Origin of the sequence: Mizugakiibacter sp., assembly GCF_039680435.1 — a bacterium.
GTDB lineage: Bacteria > Pseudomonadota > Gammaproteobacteria > Xanthomonadales > Rhodanobacteraceae > Mizugakiibacter.
Map to the genome: position 1 here is coordinate 1 of NZ_JBDKSX010000119.1, position 22,028 is coordinate 22,028.

Sequence of the window (22,028 nt, forward strand, 5' to 3'; positions counted from 1 at the left end):
TCGAGGCGGCCGAGGTGTTCGAGGGTGCCGTCGGGTTTCCAGCGGCCGCGGTCGCCGGTGCGGTAGAGGCGGGCGCCGGGGGCGTTGCGGAACGGATCGGGGAGGAAGCGTTCGGCGGTGAGCTCGGCGCGGTTGAGGTAGCCGAGGGCGACGCCGTCGCCGCCGATCCACAGCTCGCCGGGGACGCCGATGGGGCAGGGCTGGCGCTGCGCGTCGAGCACCCACACCTGGGTGTTGGCGATCGGCGTGCCGATGGCGATGCCGGCGCGCGGGTCGCGCACGCGCCAGTAGGTCGAGTACACCGTGGTCTCGGTCGGGCCGTAGCCGTTCCACACCTCGCCGCAGCGCGCCAGCAGCGCCTCGGCGAGATCGGGCGCCAGCGGCTCGCCGCCGCTGACCGCGCGGAAGCCGGGGCGCCCGGCCCAGCCGGACTCGAGCAGGATGCGCCAGCCGGCCGGCGTGGCCTGCATCATCGTCGCGCCGCAGGTTTCCAGCAGGCGGCGCAGCGCGGCGCCGTCGCGCGCCGTGTCGCGGCCGGCGACGACCACCTCGGCACCGACGCTGAGCGGCAGCATCAGTTCCATGAACGCGATGTCGAACGACAGCGTGGTGACCGCCAGTAGCACGTCGTCGCTGTCGATGCCGGGCGTGCGTTGCATGCCGGCGATGAAGTTGGCGGTGGTGCGATGCGGCACCAGCACGCCCTTCGGCTGGCCGGTGGAGCCGGAGGTGTAGATCACGTAGCACACCGAGTCGGGCGTCGCCGCCGCGTCGTCGCGCGGCAGGCGCGCCGTCGGCAGCGCGTCCAGCGCGGTGTCGTCGAGCAGCAGCGGCTCGGCGCCGCTGCCGGCGAAGCGTTCGGCCAGCGCCGACTGCGTGACCAGCACGCGCAGCGCGGCGTCGCGCACCATGTAGGCAAGGCGTTCGGCGGGGAAGCCCGGATCCAGCGGCACGTAGCCGGCGCCGGCCTTCAGCGCGCCCAGCACCGCGGCGACCATGTCGGCGCCGCGCTCGACGGCCAGGCCGACCAGCGCGCCGCGGCGCACGCCGCGCGCGCGCAGCGCGTGCGCGATGCGATTGGCGCGCGCGTCCAGCTCGGCGTAGCTCAGGCGCGTCTCGCCGTGGCGCACCGCGGCGCGCGCGGGCGTGCGCTCGGCCTGCGCCTCGAACCACGCGTGCGCGAGGCGTTGCGGGTCGTACGGCGTCGGCGCCGGCTGCAGCGCGCGCAGGTCGGCCAGTGCGTCGGCGTCGACGATCGGCAGGCGGCCCACCACGGTGTCCGGCGCCACCGCGGCCGCGCGCAGCAGTTCGGCGTAGCCGCGCAGCCAGCGGCGCACGCTGGCGGCGTCGAACAGGTCGCGGTTGTACTGGCACTCCAGGCGGATGCCGCCGCCGACCTGCGCGGCGTTGACGAACAGCTCGAAATTCTCGTAGCTGCGCGCGTTGGCGGCGAATTCGAAATCCAGTCCCGCGAACGGCGTGCTGGCGCCGTCCAGCGCCTGGTCGAGATTGAACAGCACGGAGACCAGCGGCAGGCGGCTGGGATCGCGCGCCAGCGGCAGCTTCCGCAGCAGGGTGCCGAAGGTGTACTGCTGGTGCTCGTAGGCATCGAGCACGGTGGCCTTCATCGCGTCGAGCAGCGCGCCGAAGCCGGCGTCCGCGTCGACCGTCGTGCGCAGCGGCAGCAGGTTGACGCAATGGCCGACCAGCGCATCGTGCCCGCCGACCGCCTGGCCGGCGGCGGGGATGCCGATCACCACGTCGTCCTGGCCGCCGAGGCGCTGCAGCAGCGCGGCGAAGCCGGACAGCAGCGTGGCGAACAGGCTGGCGCCGCGCCGGGCGCCAAGGCGCTTCAGCGCGCCGATCAGTTCCGCGTCCAGCCACAGGTCCTCGCGGCCGGAGGCGAACGTGCGCCGCGCCGGACGCGGCCGGTCGGTGGGCAGCTCCAGCACCGGCAGCGGGCCGGCATAGCGCTGCAGCCAGTAGCGCTCGTCCTCGGCGAACTGCGGCGCCGAGGCCAGCGCGGCCTGCGCCAGCGCGTAGTCGGCGAACGCGTCCGCCGGCGGCAGTGCGGGCGGCGCGCCGGCGGCCCAGCCGCCGTACAGCGCGGCGAGGTCGCGCACCAGCACGGCGAACGACCAGCCGTCGCAGACGATGTGGTGCGCGGTCAGGATCAACACATGATCGTCGGCGGCGAGGCGCAGCAGTTCGGCGCGGAACAGCGGGCCGCGCTCGAGATCGAACGGCGTTTCCACCGCGCGCCGGCGCGCGTCCGCCAGCGCGGCTTCGCGCGTGGCGACGTCGCGGCCCGAGAGGTCGATCAGCGGCAGCTCCAGCGCGATGCGCTCGGCGACGCACAGCTCCTCGCCGCCGGGGCCGATGGTGGAGCGCAGCGCCTCGTGGCGGTCGACCAGTTCCTGCAGCGCGGCGCGCAGCGCGTCGACGTTCGGCCTGCCGCGCAGGCGCAGCGACACCGATTCGTTGTACGCCAGCGAGGCTTCGCGGCCGAGGCGGTCGGCCAGCCACACCTCGCGCTGCGGCTCGGTGGTCGGCACCACGCGCGCCAGCGCGGCGCCGGCGAACGGGTCGTAGCCGACGCCGCTCGGTGCGGCCGATGGTTCGTGCGTGGTCATGCGTCCACCTTCACGTATTGGCCGGGAACGTCCGGGTGCGGCACGAACCAGGCGGGCTTGCCGTCGAGGTCGCGGCCGAGGCGCGCGCCGGGCACCGGCGGCCGCGAGGCATCGAACGCCGTGCGCGCGAGGTCGGTGCGGCGCGGCAGGAACTCGGCCTCCTGCAGCTCCAGCACCGAATCCTTGAACGCCTTGGCGATCGCGATGAAGTCTTCCTCGCGGTGCGCGGTGGTGAAGAAGCAGGGGAAGTTGTCGAGGATGTGGATGCCGCGGCTGCGCATCATCGCGAACAGCAGGTCCTGCAGCGGATGGTCCTCGCCGAACACGGCCTTCCACACCGAGGCGAAGTGCTTCACCTCGATCGGCGCGCCGACCTCGCGGCAGAACGCGTTGAGGTCTTCCGCCATCGCCGCGGTGCGCGCGTTCAGCCGCGCCTGCAGCTCCGGGCCTTCGTGCTTGAGATGGTCGAGCACCGCGTGCGCCGCGGCCAGCGCCAGCGGATGGCGCACGAAGGTGCCGGCGAAGTAGGTGACGCCGACAGTCGGCACGGAGTCGTCGCCGAAGCGCCACTGGCCGCCGTCCAGCGCGTCCATGTATTCGCGCTTGCCGGCGATCACGCCGATCGGGAAGCCGCCGCCGACCACCTTGCCGTAGGAGGCGAGGTCGGCGTCGACGTCGAAGATTTCCTGCGCGCCGCGCGGATGCGCGCGGAAGCCGGTGACGACCTCGTCGAAGATGAACAGCGCGCCGGCCGCGCGCGTGACCTCGCGCAGCTCGTGCAGGAACTCGCGCGGCTGGAAGTCGGGGCGCCGGCTCTGCACCGGCTCGATCAGCACCGCGGCCAGCTCGTGCGCGCGTTCCTTCAGGATGCGCATGGTCTCGGGCGTGCCGTAGTCCAGCACGATCACGTTCTCGGCGGTGTTGCGCATGATGCCGGGCGCGGCCGGCACCGCGCGGCCGCTGCGCGTGCCGCGCACGATCACCTCGTCGAAGATGCCGTGGTAGGAACCGCTGAAGATCGCGATCAGGCTGCGCCCGGTCACCGTGCGCGCGACGCGCACGCAGCCCATCACCGCCTCCGAGCCGGTGTTGCACAGCGCTGCGCGCTCGAAGCCGGTCAGCTCGCAGATCTGCTTGGCGACGACGCCGGCCAGCGGGTGCTGTGGACCGATCTCGTAGCCGAGTTCGAGCTGGCGCTTGACCGCGTCCAGCACGAAGTCGGGCTGCCAGCCGAACAGGCTCATGCCGAAACCGTTCAGCGCATCGACGTACTCGTTGCCGTCGAGGTCCCACAGCCGCGCGCCCTTGGAGCGCTCGATCACGATCTGGTAGACGATCTCCTTGATCAGCGGACGGAAGCCGTTGACCACGCGCGGGTCGGCCAGGTGCGGCCGGTGCTGCTCGGTGTATTCCTTCGAGCGCCGCGTGCGCGCGACGTAGCGGCGCATGAAGGCGTCCAGGCGCGCGCGCTGGCGCTCGGTCAGCTCGATGCCGCCGCTGTGGATGCGCGCGATCGCGCCGAACGCCTTCTTGACGTCGTAGCGGGTGTGCGCCAGCGCGGCTTCCTCGTCGGGAGCGGCCGGCGCGGCGGGTGCCGGCGCGACAGCCGCCTGCGGCGCGGCCGGCGCGGGCGTCGCCGTCGCGGTGGGCGTTGCGACCGCCGCGACGGACTGCGGCGTCGCGGCTGCACCGCCCGCGCCCGCCAGCAGCGCCAGCTGTTGAGCCATCAGCGCCATCTGCTGCTGGATCACATCCTGCAGCAGGCTGCCGCCGGGCACGGCGAGCGCCGCCGGCGCCGCGGCGGCCATCGCGGGTGCGGGTGCCGGCGCCGCCGGCTGCGGCGCCGCGGGCGCGGCCGGTGCTGCGGCTGCGAGCGCCGGCGCGGGCGCCGCCTCCGCCGGCATTTGTGCGTCGAGCACGCCGGCCAGCGCGTCCAGGCTGGCGACCTCGCCGAGCAGTTGGCGGAATGTCACCTTCACGCCGAACGTTTTCTGCAACTGCAGCGCGACCTGCGTCAGCGTCAGGCTGTCGAGGCCGAGTTCGAGGAAGTTGGCCGACGGATCGGCGTCGCTGAGGTCGACGCCCACGACTTCGTCGAACAGGCCCTTGAGCTGTTCGACCAGGCGCGGCTTGCGGTCGGCGGATGGGGCGGGTGCGGCCATGACGAGCTCCGGAACGGACGGCGCCGCCGGCGCGGCGGCCGGGGCGACAGCGGGTGCAGGGGAAGGCGCGACGGCGGCGGGTTCCACCCACAGCCGCTGGCGCTCGAAGGGATAGCTGGGCAGCACGATGCGGCGGCGCTGCGCGCGGCGGTCGAACGCCTGCGGCGCGATCGCCGCGCCGCGGCACCACAGCGCGCCGGCCGCGGCGAGCAGTGCGGCGCGCTCGCCTTCCGGCGCGTCGGCCAGGCTGGCGACCGCGGCGACGCCGGGATGCGCATTGCCGAGCTGCTGGTGCGCCAGCGCGGTCAGCGTTGCGCGCGGGCCTACTTCCAGCAGCGTGCGCGACGGCGCATCCAGCAGCTGGCGCACCGCGGCGGCGAAGCGCACCGTCCCGCGCAGGTGGCGCGCCCAGTAGTCGGGCGAGGTGGCTTCGGCGTCGCCCAGCGGCGCGCCGGTCAGCGTCGAGACGATCCGCAGCCGCGGCGCGCGCAGCGCGATCGTCGCCAGCTCGGCGCGGAACGGCGCCAGCACCGGCTCCATCATCGCCGAGTGGAAGGCGTGCGAGGTGTGCAGCGGGCGGCACGCGATCCCGTCGGCTTCCAGCGCGCGCTGGAACGCGAGGACGTCGGCATGTCCGCCCGCGACCACGCAGGCGTTCGGCGCGTTTTCCGCGGCCAGCGACAACGTCGGCGGCAGGCGCGCCGACAGCGCGTCGGCGGCCATGCGCACCGACAGCATCGCGCCGGAGGGCTGCGCCTGCATCAGCGCGCCGCGCCGCGCGACCAGGCGCAACGCGTCGCCCAGCTCGAACACGCCGGCCAGCGTCGCGGCGACGAACTCGCCGACGCTGTGGCCGAGCATCGCCGCCGGCGCCGGCAGCACGCTCAGCCAGAATTTCGCCAGCGCGTATTCCAGCGCGAACGTCGCCGGCTGGGTCAGCCGTGTCTGCCGCAGCGCGGCGGCGTCGTCGGCGAACAGCAGCGCGCGCAGGTCGGCGCCCAGCTCCGGTTCGAGCAGGCGCGCGCACTCGTCCAGCGCGGCGCGGAACGCGGGTTCCGCGGCGTACAGCGCGCGGCCCATGCCGGCGTACTGCGCGCCCTGGCCGGGGAACATGAACACCACGTCGCCGGCCTGCGCGGCGCGGCGACCGAGCGAAGCGGTGAAGGCCGGGTCGCGTAGCGCGGCGACCGCGCCGGCCGCGTCTTCGGCGACCACGCAGGCACGCTGCGCGAACGCCTTGCGGCCGACCGCCAGCGTCCACGCCGCGTCGGCGAGGTTCGTGTCGGCATGCCGTTCGAGGTGCTCGGCCAGCCGCGCCGCCTGCTGCGCCAGCGCCGCCGGCGTGCGCGCCGACAGCACCAGCAGTTGCGGGCCTTCGGCCGGCGTCGACGCCGGCTGCGGCGGCGCCTCTTCCAGCACCACGTGCGCATTGGTGCCGCCGACGCCGAACGCGCTGACGCCGGCACGCAGCGGTGGGTCGGCGTCGACGCGCGTCCACGGCGTCAGCGACGTATTGACCACGAACGGCGAGCGCGCGAAGTCGATCGCCGGATTGGGCGTCTCGAAGTTGACGCTCGGCGGCAGCGTGCGCGTGTGCAGCGACAGCGCGGTCTTGATCAGGCCGGTGGCGCCGGCGGCGATCACCAGGTGGCCGATGTTGCTCTTCACCGAACCGATGCGGCAGAAGCCGGTGTCGGCGGTGCTGCGCCGGAACGCCTTGGTCAGGCCTTCGATCTCGATCGGGTCGCCCAGCGGCGTGGCGGTGCCGTGCGTCTCCACATAGGAAATCGTGCGCGGATCGACGCCGGCCGCGTCCAGCGCCATGGCGACCACCGCCGCCTGGCCTTCGCTGCTGGGCGCGGTGAAGCTGGCCTTGACGCCGCCGTCGTTGTTGACCGCGTGGCCGCGCAGCACCGCGTACACGGTGTCGCCGTCGGCGATGGCGTCGGAAAGGCGCTTCAGCAGCACCACCGCGGCGCCGTCGGAGAACACCGTGCCCTGCGCGTTGGCGTCGAAGCTGCGTGTGCGCCCGTCCGGCGAGAGCATCGCGCCTTCCTGGTACAGATAGCCGCTGCGCGGCGGGCAGGTGATGGCGACGCCGCCGGCCAGCGCCATGCCGCACTGGCCGCGGCGCAGCGCGTCTGCGGCCTGGCAGATCGCGACCAGCGAGGTCGAGCACGCCGTATGCACGGCGATCGCCGGGCCGGTCAGGTTGAGCTTGTGGGCGACGCGCGTGGTGATGTAATCCTTCTCGTTGCCGAGCATCACCTGGAACGCGCCGACCTTGTCGATGAGGTCCGGGTGCGCGGCGACGTGGCGCTGGAAATAGGTGGCGTTGTACATGCCGGCGAAGATGCCGACCGGCACCGCGTGCGCGTCGGGTGCGTGGCCGCCGCGCTCCATGCATTCCCAGCACAGCTCGAGGAACACGCGCTGCTGCGGGTCCATCAGCTCCGCCTCGCGCGGACTGATGCCGAAGAACGCGGCGTCGAACAGCTCGACGTCGGACAGCACGCCGCGCGCGGGCACGTAGTCCGGATCGGCGCGCTGCGCCGCAGGCACCGACGCGTCCAGCTCGGCGTCGCTGAAGAACGTGATCGACTCGCGGCCGTCGCAGAGGTTCTGCCAGAACGCCTCGACGTCGGCCGCGCCCGGGAAGCGCCCGGCCATGGCGACGATCGCGATCGGCTCGTTCGCTTCGCCCGCTGCGCCGGCGCTGCGCCGGCCCATGCGGCTCGCCTCGATCGCGGCATGCGCGCCTTCGCCGCGCGCCGCCGCGGCCAGCGCGGCCGGCGTCGGTTCGCGGAAGAAGGCGGTGGCGGCGATGTCGGCCGTGCCGTCGCGGCGCAGGCGCTCCAGCAGGCGCACGGCCAGCAGCGAGGTGCCGCCAAGCTCGAAGAAGTTGTCGCGGCGGCCGACGCGGTCGATCTCCAGCGCCGCGGCGAACGCCTCGCACAGCCGCCGCTCCAGCGCGTCGGCCGGCGCCTCGTAGGCCTCGGCCAGCTCCGGGCGCGTGCGCGCGGGCGCGGGCAGCGCGCGGCGGTCGAGCTTGCCGTTGGCCGTGACCGGCAGCGCGTCGAGGAACACGTAGCTGGCCGGCACCATGAAGTCGGGCAGCGTGGCGGCGAGCTGCGCGCGCAGTGCGGGCGCATGGGCCGCGGCGGCGTCGGCGGCGACCACATAGGCGACCAGGCGCTTGCCGACCGGCGGCTCGTCGCGCACCGCCACCGCGCAGGCGCGTACCCCGGGTTGCCGCGCCAGCGCCGCCTCGATCTCGCCGAGTTCGATGCGGTAGCCGCGGATCTTGACCTGGTGATCGACGCGGCCGACGAAGTCGAGGCTGCCGTCCGGCAGCATGCGCACCAGGTCGCCGGTGCGGTACGCGCGCTCGTCCGCCGCACCGAACGGATGCGGCACGAAGCGCTCGGCGCTCAGCTCGGGCCGCGCGAGGTAGCCGAGTGCGACGCCGGCGCCGCCGACGTACAGCTCGCCGACCACGCCCTGCGGTAAGGGTTCGCGGCGCGCGTTCAGCACGTACACCTGGGTCTCGGCGATCGGCTTGCCGATCGGGATGCTGCGCGCGTCGGCCGGCAGGTCGCGCGGAATGTGGTGCGTGCAGGTGAACGTGGTGCATTCGGTCGGGCCGTAGCCGTTGATCAGCGTCGTGCCCGGCAGCGCGGCCAGCGCCCTGCGCACGTGCGCGACCGACAGCGCCTCGCCGCCGGCGAGCAGCTCGCGCAGCCCGTCGAGGTGGTGCGGGTCGTCGTCGACGATGGCGTTGAACAGCGCGGCGGTCAGCCAGGCGGTGGTGACGCCGTGCGCGCGGATCGTCGCGGCGAGGCCGCGCCCGGTCGGCACCGCCTCGCCGTGGATCACGCAGCGGCCGCCGTTCAGCAGCGCGCCCCAGATCTCCAGCGTGGAGGCGTCGAAGCCCAGCGGCGCGGCGTGCAGCATGCGCGTGTCGCCGTCGAGCCGCACGTAGTCGGCGTTCAGCACCAGGCGCAGGATGCCGCGGTGCGGCACCATCACGCCCTTGGGCGTGCCGGTGGAGCCGGAGGTGTACATCACGTAGGCGAGCGCGTCGCCGTCGAGCGCGGGCGCCGCCGGCGTTTCGAGCACCGCCGGCGTTTCGTCCTCGACCGCCAGCCAGCGCACGCCGGGCGCGTCCGGCGCGGTGGCGTCGTTGCGCTTCAGCGCGACGGCCGCGCTGGCGTCCGCCAGCATGAACGCCAGGCGTTCCGCCGGCTGCGCGGCGTCCAGCGGCAGGTAGGCGGCGCCGGCCTGCAGGATGGCCAGCAGCGCGACGATCGCCTGCGGTGAGCGCTCCAGCAACACGCCGACGCGGTTGCCGGGCACGACGCCGGCCGCGCGCAGGCGTGTGGCCAGGCGCGCGGCGCGCGCGGCCAGTTCGGCGTAGCTCAGCGCGCCGCCGTCCCACGCTACCGCGACCGCATCCGGCAGGCGACGCGCGACGTCGGCGAAGATGCCGTGCACGGTATCGCCGGGACGGCGCGAAGTGCGCGCCGCGCCGCCGCCGGCGAGCAGGCGGGCGCGCTCGTCCGCGTCGAGGATCGAGAGTTCGGCGATGTCGGCGTCCGCGCCTGCGGCCATGCCGCGCAGCAGGTGCCGCAGGCATGCCGCGAAGCGCGTGATCGCGGCCTCGTCGAACGGCGGGTTGCGGCAGAGCGCGCGCAGCGCCGGCGTCGCGCCCGGCTGCAGCCACCAGGCCGAGTCGGCGCGCTCGAGCTCGCGCTCGGCCTGCGCGGCATCCGTCGTCCAGCACCACGCCGGCGCGATGCCGTCCGCTTCGCCCGCCGCGCCGGGCAAAGCGCGCAGCCATGCGGCCAGGCTGCCTGACGCGGGTACGTCCAGCGTGCGCGGGCCGCCGTCCGCGTCCAGCGTGCGGATCGCCGCGGCGCCGGTCAGGCGCGCCTCGGTCAGCGCCAGCGCGGCGCGGTACGGCGCATGCGCGGGCAGGTCGAGGCGCGCGGCGAGCGCAGCGAGCGCGTCGGCGGTCGCCGCATCGAGCGGCAGTGCGAAGGCGGCACGCGGCGCGCCGGCGGTTGCGCGCACGAACGCGTCGCCGAGGGCGAGGCCCGCCGATTCTTCTTCGCGCATCGACGGCGCGCCGGGTCGCGTCGGGTTCATGCGGGCGTACCGCCGAGCGGGCGCGGCGCCGCGTACGGCGCGTGGATGGGATCGACCGCCCTGCCGCCGACCCGCCGCGCGATGCGCCGCGCGCCGACCAGCGCGGCGACGGCCTGGTAGCTCAGCGCGTCGAGCACGGGATGGCTGCCGACGGCGGGCGGGCGGATGCCGGCGCGGCGTATCAGGTAGTGCAGGTTGTGCAGCCAGGCGTCGCGGCGGGTGGCGTCGGTGAAGTAGGTGAAGCTCATCGTCACCGACAGATCGTCGCCGGTCTCGGCCATGTGCGGGCTGGTCGCGGGCATGTAGGCGCCCTCGCCGGCATGCAGCTCGAACACGTGCGCGCGTGCGCGGAACTCCTCGCGCCAGCGGATCAGGTCGCGGTCGTGGTGGAAGCGGTCACGCGCCTGCTCGCTTACCGTCGCCATGTCGTCCGGCTCCCATACGTACAGCGTCTTGTGGCCGCGCATCTGCAGGATGAAGTTGTTCTCGACATCCATGTGGAACGGCGTGACCGTGTGGTGCGCCGAGGCGAACACGAATCCCGCGCGGTAGTACATGCCCGGGTCGACACGCTCCACCTGTGGCCGGATCGAGTCGAGCACCGCGTCGACCAGCGTGCGATAGGTCGGGTCGACCTGCACGTAGCGCAGCACCGCCCAGCCTTTTGCGTTGCCGATCCGCTGCAGCGCATCGACGTCCGCGGCGCTGGCGACGAACCGCGTGCCGGCATCGGCGTCGGTGCCGATCTGGCGCAACTGGCCCACGGCCTGGAGGCGGCGCGCCAGCGCCAGCAGCGGGCCGAGCTGCAGCAGCGGGTGGCTGTCCACGCGATGGCGTACCGCCTGCACCCGTCGCGGCCGGAATCGGTTCCAGTCCAGGACGATAAAGGGCTGCGCAGTCGTTGCCATGGCGTTTCCCTCCGGTTGGCCGGCGCATCGCGCTCATCCCTGGGCGCCTTCGAACAGATGCGCAGCGGCATACGGCGCGCGCTCCGGCGCGACCTTCCTGCCGAGCAGGCGCTGCGCCGTGCGGCGTGCGCCGAGCAATGCGCACGATCCGGCAAAGATCGCGCGGTCGAACAGCGGCCGGCTGCCCACCGGCGGCGGCGCGATGCCGCCGCGGTGCATCCAATCGCGGATGGCGTGCAGGCGCGCGTCGCGGCGGGTGGCATCGGTGAGATAGGTGAAGCTCATCGTGACCGACGGCGCGTCGCCGTTTTCCACCATGTGCGGGCTGGTGGAAGGCATGTACGCGCCCTGGCCCGGCTCGAGGTCGAACACGCGCGCGCGCTCGCGGAGTTCCTCGCGCCACTGGATCAGGTCGCGTTCGTGCAGGCGGTGGAAGCGGCCGCGGGCGCGTTCGCTGACCGCCACGGTGTCGCGGTGATCCCACACGTACACGCGCTTGCGGCCCTGCAGCTGCAGGATGAAGTTGTGTTCCTTGTCGATGTGGAAGGGCGTGACCGCGTGCGGCGAGCTGATGAAGATCCAGCCGGCGCGGTGGTGCATGCCCGGATCGAGGCGGTCGAGGTGGGCGCGGGCTTCGTCGAGCACCGCGTCGACGAGCCGCCGGTAGGTCGGATCGGTCTGCACGTTCAGCAGCGACATCCAGGCGCGCGCGTCGCGGATGCTGCGCAGGGTGTCGACCGCGGAACGCGCGTTCGGGTGCAGGCTGGGCGCGTCGTTGAATGGCGTGCCGGCGGTGGCCCGGTCGCTGTGCGTGCGCACCTGGCCGCGGCCGTCCAGCCGGCGGCCCAGCTCGACCAGCTGGCCGAATTGCATCAGCGGGTGGTCGCCCAGGCGGTGGCGCACCGCCTGGATGCGCCACGGGTCGAACGCGGCCCAGTCCACTTGCAGGAAATGCGGCTCGATATTCGTCACGGCGACCTCTTTCGTTGCCCGGTGGCGGCTCCGGGCCGGTGCGGTGCCGGGCGCGCGGGCGGTGCGGGCGTCCGTTCCCGGGATGTTGCGTGGAGACGGTGTGGCGGAGCGCACCTGCGGACGCCGCTGCCCGCGGGCGAGGCGCGGCCGGTTGCGGGCCAGCGGCGTGGCGATGATCGCGCGCGGCGCGAACGGGCAGGGGAGCGAACGGCCCGATCCCTCGATGGTGCGCGGCCGTGTCGAGGCGATCGACGGCGCGGGTGGCCGATGCGGCGAGCGGCCACGCGACGACAGCCGCCGCGGCAGCCGCGGCAGACCGGCCGGCGGGCATCGCTCGTATGACCGGCCGTCTGCCGTAGCGCCTTGCGGCGGCGGCGTCCTCATCCTCGAGGCCGCTGTCCCCATCTCGTCCCCCGGCGTCGGCCTCTGCCGCGCGCTAACCTGACCCATGGCCGTAAAACTGTGAACTGCATCACACTTTTGTGCCAGTATACGCCCAACCGGGCGCTGAGGAATGATCTCGCGCAAAGAAAGCGGGGCCCTGCCGGAAGCCGCAGGGTTGCCGTTGGATGCGGCGATCCGGAGCGAGAAAAAAGGGGGGGAATTGCAGTGAGCGACAGCCTGATCCACTTGCACCGCATCATGATCGAGGCGGCGCAGCTGCCGGTCCTCAACGCGCTGGTCCAGCCGTTCTACGAGCGGGTCTTCGTCCGCAACCGCTGGCGCAACCTGTATCGCGGCATCTATCCCAGTTACGCGGCGGCCCAGGCGAGCGCCCCTGCCGTCCGCCCGGTCGGCTTCGACCATGCCGCGACGGCGCGGCTTTACCGCGACCGGCCGCGCAATCTGCGCGCCAGCGACTACCCGGTCATGTTCTGGATCGCCAGTCTGATCGAAGCGGGCTGCCGGCGGGTTTTCGACCTCGGCGGCCACTTCGGCATCACCTATTACGCCATGGGCCAGCGCATGCGCACGCCCGCCGACCTGGACTGGTGCGTCCATGACGTGCCGGCGGTGGTGGCTTGCGGGCGCGAATACGCTGAAACAAACGACCCGCTCCGACGACTCCGCTTCAGCGAACGCCGCGAAGACGCCGACGGCGCCGATGTGCTGCTGGCCGGCGGGGTGCTGCAGTACCTCGACTACACCTTGGCCGATCTGCTGGGCCGACTGGCACATCTGCCGCGGTACCTGGTGATCGGCCAGGTGCCACTGCACCCGAGCCGGTCGTTCTTCACGCTGCAAAGCATAGGCAGCGCGTTCTGCCCGTACCGCGTGATGGCCGAGCCGGAGTTCGTCGCCAGCCTCGAGGCACTGGGCTACGCCGCTCTGGACCGCTGGGAAAGCCGCGAAAAGAGCTGCCGCATACCGGGCACGCGCGGATATTCCGTCGAGCGGTATCAGGGCTTCTGTTTTCGTCGGGCCGACTGAGGGCGCGGCTGCAGGTCCGCCGCCGGGCGACTGGCCGCGTCTTGCCCCGCGCGGGAGGGCGCGAATCACTTGCGCTGCAAGGGAGGGGCACGCGTCGGGGTGCCCGCAGGCGGATTTCGGGCACGTGTTCAGGGATTTCCGGAACCTGTTCGTGGGCGCGTTCCGGCGCTCAACGCCGAAGCTCCATCACCACCATCCAGGCCTGATAGCGAAAGGGCGAACCGCGAGCCAGCAGGACGCGGTCGAGCCCGCAGAGTGCGGCGAGCATCGGGCGCATCAACGGCGTTCCGCGGAATGGAACGGCGGCCAGTGCGGCGAGATGAAAGCAGCGTACGTCGACTTGGCGGAAATGCCTGCGCGCCTGCGCGAGGTCGGCGCGCATCAGGGGGTGCTCATCCTCGGTGCGCATGCCCGGCGTGCGCCGGCGATACCAGTTGATCAGCGGGTTGTGGCCCAGCGGTTCGAGGAACACGCCGTAGCCGCCGGGCCGCAGCACGCGCGCGATCTCCGGGTATGCGCGGTCGAGGTCGAGGTGGTGGAGGATGCCGCTGCCGCAGATCCGGTCGAAGGAACCATCCGGGAACGCAAGGGCTTCTGCGTTCATCACCTCGAACCGCGCGTTGGCTTCCAGTCCCTTTTCCCGCGCGTGCGAGCGGGCCATGTCGATTGCGACCGGGGATATGTCTATGCCGGTGGCGAGGCCGCCTCGCGCGGCCACGTCGTAGGCCGCGGCTCCCGTCCCGCAGCCGTACTCGAGCACTTCGAGCCCGCCTGCGCCTTCGAGCACGCGCTCGCGGTAATGCGAAAAGGAGGCTGCGGTTACGCTATAGAAACGGTCCGTGGCCGCGCGCGTGTCTTCCGCGAAGCGGGCGTCGTGAAACGACGCTTCGCGCCGCAGCCGCTGCCGGGAATCCTGTTCCGGACTGTTCGATGCCCTCATGACGTCCTCCCTCGAGCGGGCGACCGCGTGTCAGCCGTTCGCCACCTCATAGAACTGCCGGTACCAGTCGACGAAGCGGCGTACGCCGACTTCCACCGGAGTCGCCGGTGCATAGCCGGTGTCGCGCATCAGCGCCTCGACGTCGGCGTAGGTGTCGGGCACGTCGCCCGGCTGCAGCGGCAGCAGGCGCTTCTCGGCCTTGCGGCCGAGGCATTCCTCGATGATCTCGATGTAGCGCGCCAGTTCGACCGGCTTGTGCGCGCCGATGTTGTAGACGCGGTAGGGCGCCTGCGAGGAACCCGGATTGGGGTGCAGCGGATCGAACGCCGGGTCGCCGGCCGGCACGCGGTCGAGGGTACGGATCACGCCCTCGACGATGTCGTCGATGTAGGTGAAGTCGCGTGTGTGCTTGCCGAAGTTGAATACGTCGATCGGCTCGCCGGCGAGGATCTTGCGGGTGAACAGGAACAGCGCCATGTCCGGCCGGCCCCAGGGCCCGTACACGGTGAAGAAGCGCAGGCCGGTGGTCGGCAGCGCATACAGGTGGCTGTAGGTGTGCGCCATCAGCTCGTTCGCCTTCTTGCTGGCGGCGTACAGGCTGACCGGATGGTCGACCGCGTCCTCGACCGCGAACGGCAGCTTGCGGTTGGCGCCGTACACCGAGCTGGAGGAGGCGTACACCAGGTGCTCGACCTTGCCGTGCCGGCAGGCCTCCAGCACGTTCATGAAGCCGACCAGGTTGCTCTCGACGTAGGCGTGCGGGTTCTCCAGCGAGTAGCGCACACCCGCCTGCGCGGCGAGGTTGACCACGCGTTGCGGTTGGAACTCGGCGAACGCGGCTTCCAGCGCCGGGCGATCTTCCAGCGCGGCGCGCACGAGGCGGAAGCCCGGCTGCGGCGTCAGCCGCGCCAGGCGCGCCTCTTTCAGGCGCACGTCGTAGTAGGCGTTGACGTTGTCGTAACCGAGCACTTCGTCGCCGCGCGCCAGCAGGCGCTCGGAAAGGGCGGCGCCGATGAAGCCCGCGGCGCCGGTCACCAGAATGCGCATGGATCCGCTCCTTACAGACGGTCGTCGACCGCTTCCTTGGGCAGCGCGTGCTTGACGTCGAACAGCACCGCGCCCGGCTTGCAGTACGCGCGCACGCCCGCGGCGCCGTCGGCCAGGAACTGGCGGTGGGCGACGGCGAGGATCACCGCGTCGTAGCGCCCCGGCTGCGGCTCGGCGACGAGGTCGAGGCCGTACTCCGCGCGCGCCTCGCCGGCGTCCACCCACGGGTCGTGCACGTCGACGCGCGCATTGTAGGCGCGGAACTCGTCGATCACGTCGATCACGCGCGTGTTGCGCAGGTCCGGGCAGTTTTCCTTGAAGGTGAGGCCGAGGATCAGCACGTTCGCCTCGGCCGCCGGGATGCGCCGCTGCGTCATCAGCTTGATCACGCGGCGCGCGACGTGGTGGCCCATCTCGTCGTTGATGCGGCGGCCGGCGAGGATCATCTCCGGATGGTGGCCGACCTGCTGCGCCTTGTGCGTGAGGTAGTACGGATCGACGCCGATGCAGTGCCCGCCGACCAGGCCCGGGCGGAACGGCAGGAAGTTCCACTTGGTGCCGGCGGCTTCCAGCACCTCCATGGTGTCCAGGCCCATGCGGTGGAACAGCACGGCCAGCTCGTTGATCAGGGCGATGTTGACGTCGCGCTGGGTGTTTTCGATCACCTTGGCCGCTTCGGCCACGCGGATCGAGGAGGCACGGTGCGTGCCCGCCTTGATGACGCGCCGGTACAGCGCGTCGACGTACTCCGCCGCGGCGGGCGTCGAACCCGAGGTCACCTTGGTGATGGTTTCCAGGCGGTGCTGCTGGTCGCCCGGGTTGATGCGTTCGGGGCTGTAGCCGGCGTAGAAATCGACGTTGAACTTCAGGCCGGACTCGCGCTCGAGGATCGGCACGCACACTTCCTCGGTGGCGCCGGGGTAGACGGTCGATTCGTAGATCACCACGTCGCCGCGCTTGAGCGCCTTGCCGATGGTGCGACTGGCGCCTTCCAGCGGGCTGAAGTCGGGGCGCTTGAACGCGTCGATCGGCGTCGGCACGGTCACGATGAAGGTGTTGCATTCGCGCAGTGCCTGCGGATCGGCGCTGTAGCGCAGCCGGTCCGCGGTCGCGAGCTCCGCGGCCGGCACTTCCAGGGTGTGGTCGCGACCGGTGCGCAATTCCTCGATGCGCCGCGGGTTGATGTCGAAGCCGAGGGTCGGCAGCACGCGCCCGAAGGCGACCGCCAGCGGCAGACCCACGTATCCGAGACCCACGATGGCCAGCCGGATGTCCTCCGGCAGGGGGGCGGCATTCGTCATTGGGCGCTAAGTCGTTGTCAGGATGCGCTGCCGCAGCGCGCGGGGGTTCCCCTATTCGACACCGGCGCGGCTCCGGCACGGACAGTCTAACAGGGTGAAAATGTGAACTGCATCACATTTTCGTGGCATCATGGCCTCGATCACGAGGCAAGGAACCGGGGGGTCGCGTGCGCGGACTGGGGCGCCTGCTGGATCTGCCACGCCGGCTGTACGTCATGCTAGCGACGGCGGAATTCGTGCTGCTGGGATGCAGCCTGTACATCGCCGCCGGGTTGCGCTACCTGAGCGACCCGACGCGGGTCGAGGCCTATGTCGGGCCGCTGCTGCCGCGCGCGCTGGCGTTCGCCGCCGTGCTGGCGCTGGCGCTCGGCGCGGTCGGCCTGTACCAGACGCATTCGCGCGAGACCCTGCAAGGGCAGTTCGTGCGCGCCATGCTGGCCTTCGTGCTGGGGGGCGTCGGCCTGATCGTTCTTTATTACATCTGGCCCGCCCAGTACGTCGGGCGCGGCATTCTGGTGTTGGCGCTGCTGGTCGGGTCCGGCCTGGTGGCGCTGACGCGGATCGTGTTCGCGCGGGTGGTGAACCAGGAAGCGCTGAAGAGGCGGGTGCTGGTACTCGGCGCCGGGCGCAAGGCCGCGCTCCTGAACGAGCGCCTGCGCCGGCGCAGCGATCGGCGCGGTTTCCAGTTGCTCGGCTTCGTGCCGATGGGCGGCGAGTCGGTCGCCGTGCCCGAGGAACTGCTGATCCCGGCCGATGAGGGCCTCGACGCCACGGTGCGCAGGCTGCGCGTCGACGAGCTGGTGATCGGCCCGGAGGACCGCCGCGACGCGTTGCCGATGGACGCCCTGGTGCGGTGCCGCCTGGCCGGCACCGGGGTGATCGACCTGATCGGCTTCATCGAGCGCGAGATCGGAGCGATCAAGTTCTCGCTGATGTCGCCCGCATGGGTCGCTTACGCGGACGGCTTCGACGGCGGCGGGGTGGAGCGTCCGCTCAAGCGCGGCTTCGACCTGCTGGTTTCGGCGCTGGCGCTGCTGCCGGCGCTGCCGCTGATGCTGCTGACCGCGCTGGCGATCGTGCTCGAGTCGGGTCCGCGCCAGCCCGTGTTCTACACCCAGGAGCGCGTCGGCCTCGGCGGCCGCGTGTTCCGCGTGATCAAGTTCCGCAGCATGCGCCCCGACGCGGAGAGGGACGGCCAGGCGCGCTGGGCCACCAAGTCCGACGATCGCGTGACGCGGGTCGGCCGGGTGATCCGCAAGCTGCGTCTCGACGAGCTGCCGCAGATCTTCAATGTGTTGAGCGGCGAGATGAGCTGGGTCGGGCCGCGCCCCGAGCGGCCGCAATTCGTCGTCGAGCTGGCCCGGCAGATCCCGTACTACGAGCTGCGCCACTGCGTGAAGCCGGGCATTACCGGTTGGGCGCAGTTGCGCTACCCGTACGGCTCGTCGGTGCAGGATGCCGAGGAAAAACTGAAGTTCGACCTGTATTACGTGAAGCACCACGGCCCGCTGTTCGACTTCTCGATCCTGCTGCAAACCGTCGAGGTGGTGCTGTTCGGCAAGGGCGCGCGCTGAGCGGGCGCGGGAATTTCCGTAGACATGCCCGAGGTTTGCGCGCGGGGTTGCGCCGAACCCGCTCCTCTCGTCCGCCCCCTTGCGCGGCGAGGGGCTTGCCCCCGCGTTGGCGGGCGGCGGCATGCCGCGGGCCTTGCCGGGCCTCGCTTCAGCGCGCGTCGAGCGGGTCGCGCACGCCCAGCGGCCGGTGTTCGTCGACCGGCAGCGGCGCCAGCGGCGAGCTGTACCAGCCGCTGACGCGGCCGGCGTCGAATTCGATGCGCGAAGGACCGTATTCCCAGACGTTGCCGCGAGCGAAGGTGGGTACGCCCAGCAGCGCACGCACGTCTTGCTGCGGGCTGCCGACGCGGATCAGCGTCTCGCGCGGGGGCGGCGTGGGGCCGTCCGTCGCGGACGGCGCATCCGTCGTGGCCGGGGCGGGCGCGGTCGGCGTGCGCACGGGGCGACCGAACTCGGTGAGCGACCAGATGCCGAGCGCGAGCAGGGCCAGCGCGGCCAGCGCACGGCCGCGCCGCGGGCGCCGGTGCGGCGGGCGCGGCGACGCGGCGCGTGGCGGCGCCGGGGCCGGCTCCAGTTCGGCCGCATGCGGCAGCCGCCCGAAGCGGAGCTGATGGTCGCGCAGCCGTCGGCGCGCGGCGGCGAGCGCAGCCAGCGCGGCGCTGGCGTCGGGGTCGTGGGCGTTGCGCGGATGCCGGTCCGGGTGCAGCGCCATCACCCGCGCGCGATAGCGGGCCTCGACCGCGCCGTAATCGGAGCCGGGTGCGAGGCCCAGGTGCGCATAGGCCTGCAGAAGTTCGAGGCGATCGTCCACGCTGGCCCTGCCGTCGTGTTCGCAGCCATATGATATGACCATTGTCAAGCTTTGTATTCTGAATTTGAGAAAAAAGTCACAAAATTGGAACCGCCTGGGGTAAGATCGGTCCCGTCCTGGGGGTGGGAGGGGTTACCGATGAGGCACGCCGTCCGCTTGTTCGCGCTTTGCGCGCTGCTGCTTGGCCTGGCCGGCTGCGCGTCGCCGGCCGCCAAGGCGCCGCCGCCCGCCACGCCGGCGGATGCGCTCAGCGCCGCTCCGTACCGCATTGGCGTCGATGACGTGGTGCAGGTATCGGTGTGGCGCAATCCCGATCTGTCGGTCACGGTGCCGGTGCGCCCGGACGGCATGATCTCGGTGCCGCTGGTCGGCGACGTGCAGGCCGGCGGGCACACTCCCGAGGAAGTCGCGGCCACGATCCAGGACAAGCTCGCCGCCTACGTGCGCGATCCCAAGGTGGCCGTGATCCTGAGCGAGTTGCGCAGCCACGAGTTCCTGTCCCGTGTGCGCATCACCGGCGCGGTGCGCAACCCGACCACGCTGCCCTATCGGCAGGGGATGACCGTGCTCGACGTCGTGCTCGCCGCCGGCGGCATCAATCAGTTCGCCTCGCCCGACCAGACCATGCTGTACCGCAAGAAGGGCGGCGGCACGGAGTCGTTCCGCATCCATCTGGGCGGCATGCTCAAGCGCGGCGACCTCGGCACCAACTACACGCTGCAGCCGGGCGACGTGATCACCGTCCCCGAGCGCGCTTTCTGAACGGAGCCGCCATGAACGCAGGAGAAGATAGGTCGCTGCTGCTGGAACAGGTGCCGACGCTGCTGCGCGAGCTTCGCGCGCGTCGCCTCGCCCTGGCGGCGGCGTTCGCGGCGGTCGCGATCGTCGTCGCGCTGGCCGGCCTGCTGTGGCCGGCCAAGTACGAGTCGGCGGCGACGGTGCAGGTGATCGAGCGCAACATCATCCAGCCGCTGATGGAAGGCCGCGCGGTCGCCACCGGCGTGTCCGATCGCGCGGCGATCGCGCGCGAGGTCATCTTCAGCCGGCGCATCCTCAACGAAATCATGACGACGGGCGGCTGGCTCAAGAACCGCCCGAGCCCGCGCGAGCAGGAGCTGATCGCGGAGCAGATCAAGCGCCGCATCACCATCTCCAGCCCCGGCCAGAACCTGATCCGCATCGCCTACGCGGATTCCGACCCGGAACGCGCCTACCACGTCGCGCAGAGGTTCGCCGAGCTGTTCATTTCCGAGAGCCTGGCGGCGAAGGAGCGCGAGAGCCGCGACGCCTTCCAGTTCATCGCCGGGCAGGTCGACGACTATCACCGCAAGCTGACCGATGCCGAGGAGCGCCTGAAGGCATTCCGCGAAAAGAACGCCGACGCGCGGCCGGGCAGCGATGCCGACGTCACCGCGCACATCGGCCAGTTGCGCAGTCGCATCGAGGATGCGCAGACCCAGATAGCCGAAATCGACATGCGCGAGAGCAGCCTGGGCAGGCAGATCTCCGGCGAGAGCGAGCTCAGTGGCGTGGTCACGCGCGAGAGCCAGTACCGCGAACAGATCGCCGAGCTGCAGGCCAAGCTGGACACGCTGCGCCTGAGCTATACCGACGAGTATCCCGATGTGGTTGCGTTGCGCCACCAGATCAACGACCTCAGTGCGCAGTTGGCACAGGCCCAAGCCGCGCGCGCGCAGGCGCAGGCAAGCGGCCAGCCGACCGCATCGAACGTGGTGTTCAACCCCATCTACCAGCAGATGCGCGGCGACCTGACCAAGGCGCGCAGCGACCGCGCGGCGCTGGTCGCGCGCATCGCCGACAGTCGCAGGCTGCTCGCGGATGAGGTCGAGCGCGGCAAGCGCGTCGCGGCTTCCGAGGCCACGCTGGCCGAGCTGACCCGCGATTACGAGGTGAACCGGGACATCTACCAGGATCTGCTGAAGCGCCGCGAAGGCGCGCGCCTGTCCATGCAGATGGATGAGGAGCATCAGGGCCTGACCTTCCGCATTCAGGAAGCCGCGGCGTTGCCGCTGCTGCCGTCCGGGCTGCGCTTCGTGCATTTCCTGATCATCGGCCTGGTGCTGGGCGCGTTGTTGCCGCTGGGCCTGCTGGTCGGCGTGGTGCGCTTCGATCCACGCGTGCGCGACGCCCAGTTGCTGACCCGCGACTTCGGTCTGCCGGTGCTGGTGACGGTGCCGGCGTTCGCGGGCGCGGTTGCCCGCGAGCGCGACCTGCGCATCAACATGCGGGCGCTGGCGCTGGTCGCGCTGGTGGTGGTGGCCTATGCCGCGCTGGCGTGGTTGCGCGTGATGAGGTGGGTATGAGCCAGGCAAGCGATACGGAAGGGCGCGGCGCGGCGGTGACCTCGCTGGTGGAGGGGGAGCGGCGGTTCCGCCTTGCGCAGACTTCGCGCGAGATGATCGCGCGCATGCGCGAACCCGGGCCCAGGGCCGCGGAGGAGCTGGATTGCCGCGGCCTGCTCAACCCGGCGCCGTCGGCGCGCCGGTTCGCCGACGTGTTCCGTGACCTGCGCACGCAGCTGATCGCGCGCCATCGCGGCGAGAACTTCAGCGTGATGGTGGCGCCGGTCACCGCCGGCGCGGGCGCCAGTTTCGTCGCCACCAACCTGGCGCTGGCATTCGCGCTGGACGAGGCCAAGACCGCGCTGCTGATCGACTGCAACCTGCGCGAGCCGAGCCAGGATCGCCGCCTCGGCGTCGCCACGCACGCGGGCTTGTCCGACTTCATCGATGACCCGGGCATCGGCATCGAGCACATCATCTACCCGACCGGCATCCCGCGGCTGCGCCTGATCCCGGTCGGCACCCATCGCGAAGGTTCCAGCGAGTATCTGTCGAGCATGCGCATGCGCGCGCTGCTGGCGCACCTCAAGGAACGCTACCCGGATCGCTACCTGGTGCTGGACGCGCCTGCGCTGGATGCGGCCCCCGACGCGCGCGTGCTCGGCGAGCTGGCCGACTGTGCGGTGGCGGTGGTGGGTTACGGCGAGGTCACCGCGGAAGCGGTGCGCGACGCGGTGGCTGCACTGGACCCGGCCCGTTTCGCCGGCGTGGTCTTCAACAACGTGCCCTGAGGAGCTT

The 22,028-nt window shown here is 71.9% G+C and carries 13 protein-coding genes; 5 read left to right on the plus strand and 8 right to left on the minus strand.

The window, feature by feature from the left end; genetic code table 11:
• The 4 genes from ABFC67_RS12645 to ABFC67_RS12660 all read right to left on the minus strand — a co-directional run.
• Positions 1–2,633 (minus strand): amino acid adenylation domain-containing protein (locus ABFC67_RS12645; RefSeq protein ID WP_346738389.1); only part of this gene is annotated, 2,633 nt, incomplete at its 3' end.
• The gene (locus ABFC67_RS12650) at positions 2,630–9,943 is read right to left on the minus strand and encodes an amino acid adenylation domain-containing protein (RefSeq protein ID WP_346738390.1); all 7,314 of its coding nucleotides are present in this window, start codon (positions 9,941–9,943) and stop codon (positions 2,630–2,632) included. The genes ABFC67_RS12645 and ABFC67_RS12650, both read right to left, overlap by 4 nt.
• Positions 9,940–10,851 carry a cupin-like domain-containing protein gene (locus ABFC67_RS12655; RefSeq protein WP_346738391.1) on the minus strand — a complete coding sequence of 304 codons (912 nt, stop codon included), beginning with the start codon at positions 10,849–10,851 and terminating at the stop codon, positions 9,940–9,942. The genes ABFC67_RS12650 and ABFC67_RS12655 overlap by 4 nt, the downstream gene beginning before the upstream one ends.
• A 33-nt stretch (positions 10,852–10,884) precedes the next feature.
• On the minus strand, positions 10,885–11,823 hold the full coding sequence (locus tag ABFC67_RS12660; RefSeq protein ID WP_346738392.1) for a cupin-like domain-containing protein: 939 nt from the start codon (positions 11,821–11,823) through the stop codon (positions 10,885–10,887).
• A 609-nt stretch (positions 11,824–12,432) separates the two neighbouring features.
• Between ABFC67_RS12660 and ABFC67_RS12665 the strand changes: the two genes are divergently transcribed.
• A complete protein-coding gene (locus ABFC67_RS12665; RefSeq protein ID WP_346738393.1) occupies positions 12,433–13,254 on the plus strand; it encodes a methyltransferase, TIGR04325 family in 822 nt (273 codons plus the stop codon).
• Between the two features lie 169 nt (positions 13,255–13,423).
• Here the strand turns inward: ABFC67_RS12665 and ABFC67_RS12670 are convergent, their stop codons facing one another.
• From ABFC67_RS12670 to ABFC67_RS12680, 3 genes are read right to left on the minus strand one after another with little or no spacing between them, the layout of a single operon-like run.
• Positions 13,424–14,194: a class I SAM-dependent methyltransferase gene (locus ABFC67_RS12670; RefSeq protein ID WP_346738394.1), complete on the minus strand. Its 771-nt coding sequence runs from the start codon at positions 14,192–14,194 to the stop codon at positions 13,424–13,426.
• A gap of 30 nt (positions 14,195–14,224) precedes the next feature.
• Positions 14,225–15,241, minus strand: a complete 1,017-nt coding sequence (locus tag ABFC67_RS12675; protein WP_346738395.1) for an NAD-dependent epimerase — start codon at positions 15,239–15,241, stop codon at positions 14,225–14,227.
• Between the two features lie 11 nt (positions 15,242–15,252).
• Positions 15,253–16,542 carry a nucleotide sugar dehydrogenase gene (locus ABFC67_RS12680; protein WP_346738396.1) on the minus strand — a complete coding sequence of 430 codons (1,290 nt, stop codon included), beginning with the start codon at positions 16,540–16,542 and terminating at the stop codon, positions 15,253–15,255.
• 215 nt (positions 16,543–16,757) lie between these two features.
• Between ABFC67_RS12680 and ABFC67_RS12685 the strand changes: the two genes are divergently transcribed.
• Entirely contained in the window at positions 16,758–18,116 is a 1,359-nt protein-coding gene (locus tag ABFC67_RS12685; protein WP_346738397.1) for a TIGR03013 family XrtA/PEP-CTERM system glycosyltransferase, read from the plus strand.
• A gap of 148 nt (positions 18,117–18,264) precedes the next feature.
• Here ABFC67_RS12685 and ABFC67_RS12690 read toward each other — a convergent pair whose 3' ends face one another.
• Positions 18,265–18,927: a DnaJ domain-containing protein gene (locus ABFC67_RS12690; protein ID WP_346738398.1), complete on the minus strand. Its 663-nt coding sequence runs from the start codon at positions 18,925–18,927 to the stop codon at positions 18,265–18,267.
• Between the two features lie 138 nt (positions 18,928–19,065).
• On the opposite strand from ABFC67_RS12690, the gene ABFC67_RS12695 reads away from it, so the two are divergent.
• Genes ABFC67_RS12695 through ABFC67_RS12705 form a run of 3 tightly spaced genes read left to right on the plus strand, consistent with a single transcriptional unit; the run spans position 19,066 to position 22,021 of the window.
• A complete protein-coding gene (locus ABFC67_RS12695; RefSeq protein WP_346738399.1) occupies positions 19,066–19,689 on the plus strand; it encodes an XrtA/PEP-CTERM system exopolysaccharide export protein in 624 nt (207 codons plus the stop codon).
• Positions 19,690–19,700: 11 nt separating this feature from the next.
• Complete coding sequence (locus ABFC67_RS12700; RefSeq protein WP_346738400.1) at positions 19,701–21,251, plus strand: XrtA system polysaccharide chain length determinant; 1,551 nt, start codon at positions 19,701–19,703, stop codon at positions 21,249–21,251.
• Entirely contained in the window at positions 21,248–22,021 is a 774-nt protein-coding gene (locus tag ABFC67_RS12705; RefSeq protein WP_346738401.1) for a polysaccharide biosynthesis protein, read from the plus strand. The genes ABFC67_RS12700 and ABFC67_RS12705 overlap by 4 nt, the downstream gene beginning before the upstream one ends.
• Positions 22,022–22,028: the final 7 nt, after the last annotated feature.

Excerpts from the sequence above, each read along its gene's own strand:
- ABFC67_RS12650 (WP_346738390.1), bottom strand. The coding sequence starts at position 9,943 with ATGAACCCGACGCGACCCGGCGCGCCGTCGATGCGCGAAGAAGAATCG.
- ABFC67_RS12655 (WP_346738391.1), bottom strand. The coding sequence starts at position 10,851 with ATGGCAACGACTGCGCAGCCCTTTATCGTCCTGGACTGGAACCGATTC.
- ABFC67_RS12670 (WP_346738394.1), bottom strand. The coding sequence starts at position 14,194 with ATGAGGGCATCGAACAGTCCGGAACAGGATTCCCGGCAGCGGCTGCGG.
- ABFC67_RS12675 (WP_346738395.1), bottom strand. The coding sequence starts at position 15,241 with ATGCGCATTCTGGTGACCGGCGCCGCGGGCTTCATCGGCGCCGCCCTT.
- ABFC67_RS12680 (WP_346738396.1), bottom strand. The coding sequence starts at position 16,542 with ATGACGAATGCCGCCCCCCTGCCGGAGGACATCCGGCTGGCCATCGTG.
- ABFC67_RS12685 (WP_346738397.1), top strand. The coding sequence starts at position 16,758 with ATGCTAGCGACGGCGGAATTCGTGCTGCTGGGATGCAGCCTGTACATC.
- ABFC67_RS12695 (WP_346738399.1), top strand. The coding sequence starts at position 19,066 with ATGAGGCACGCCGTCCGCTTGTTCGCGCTTTGCGCGCTGCTGCTTGGC.
- ABFC67_RS12700 (WP_346738400.1), top strand. The coding sequence starts at position 19,701 with ATGAACGCAGGAGAAGATAGGTCGCTGCTGCTGGAACAGGTGCCGACG.
- ABFC67_RS12705 (WP_346738401.1), top strand. The coding sequence starts at position 21,248 with ATGAGCCAGGCAAGCGATACGGAAGGGCGCGGCGCGGCGGTGACCTCG.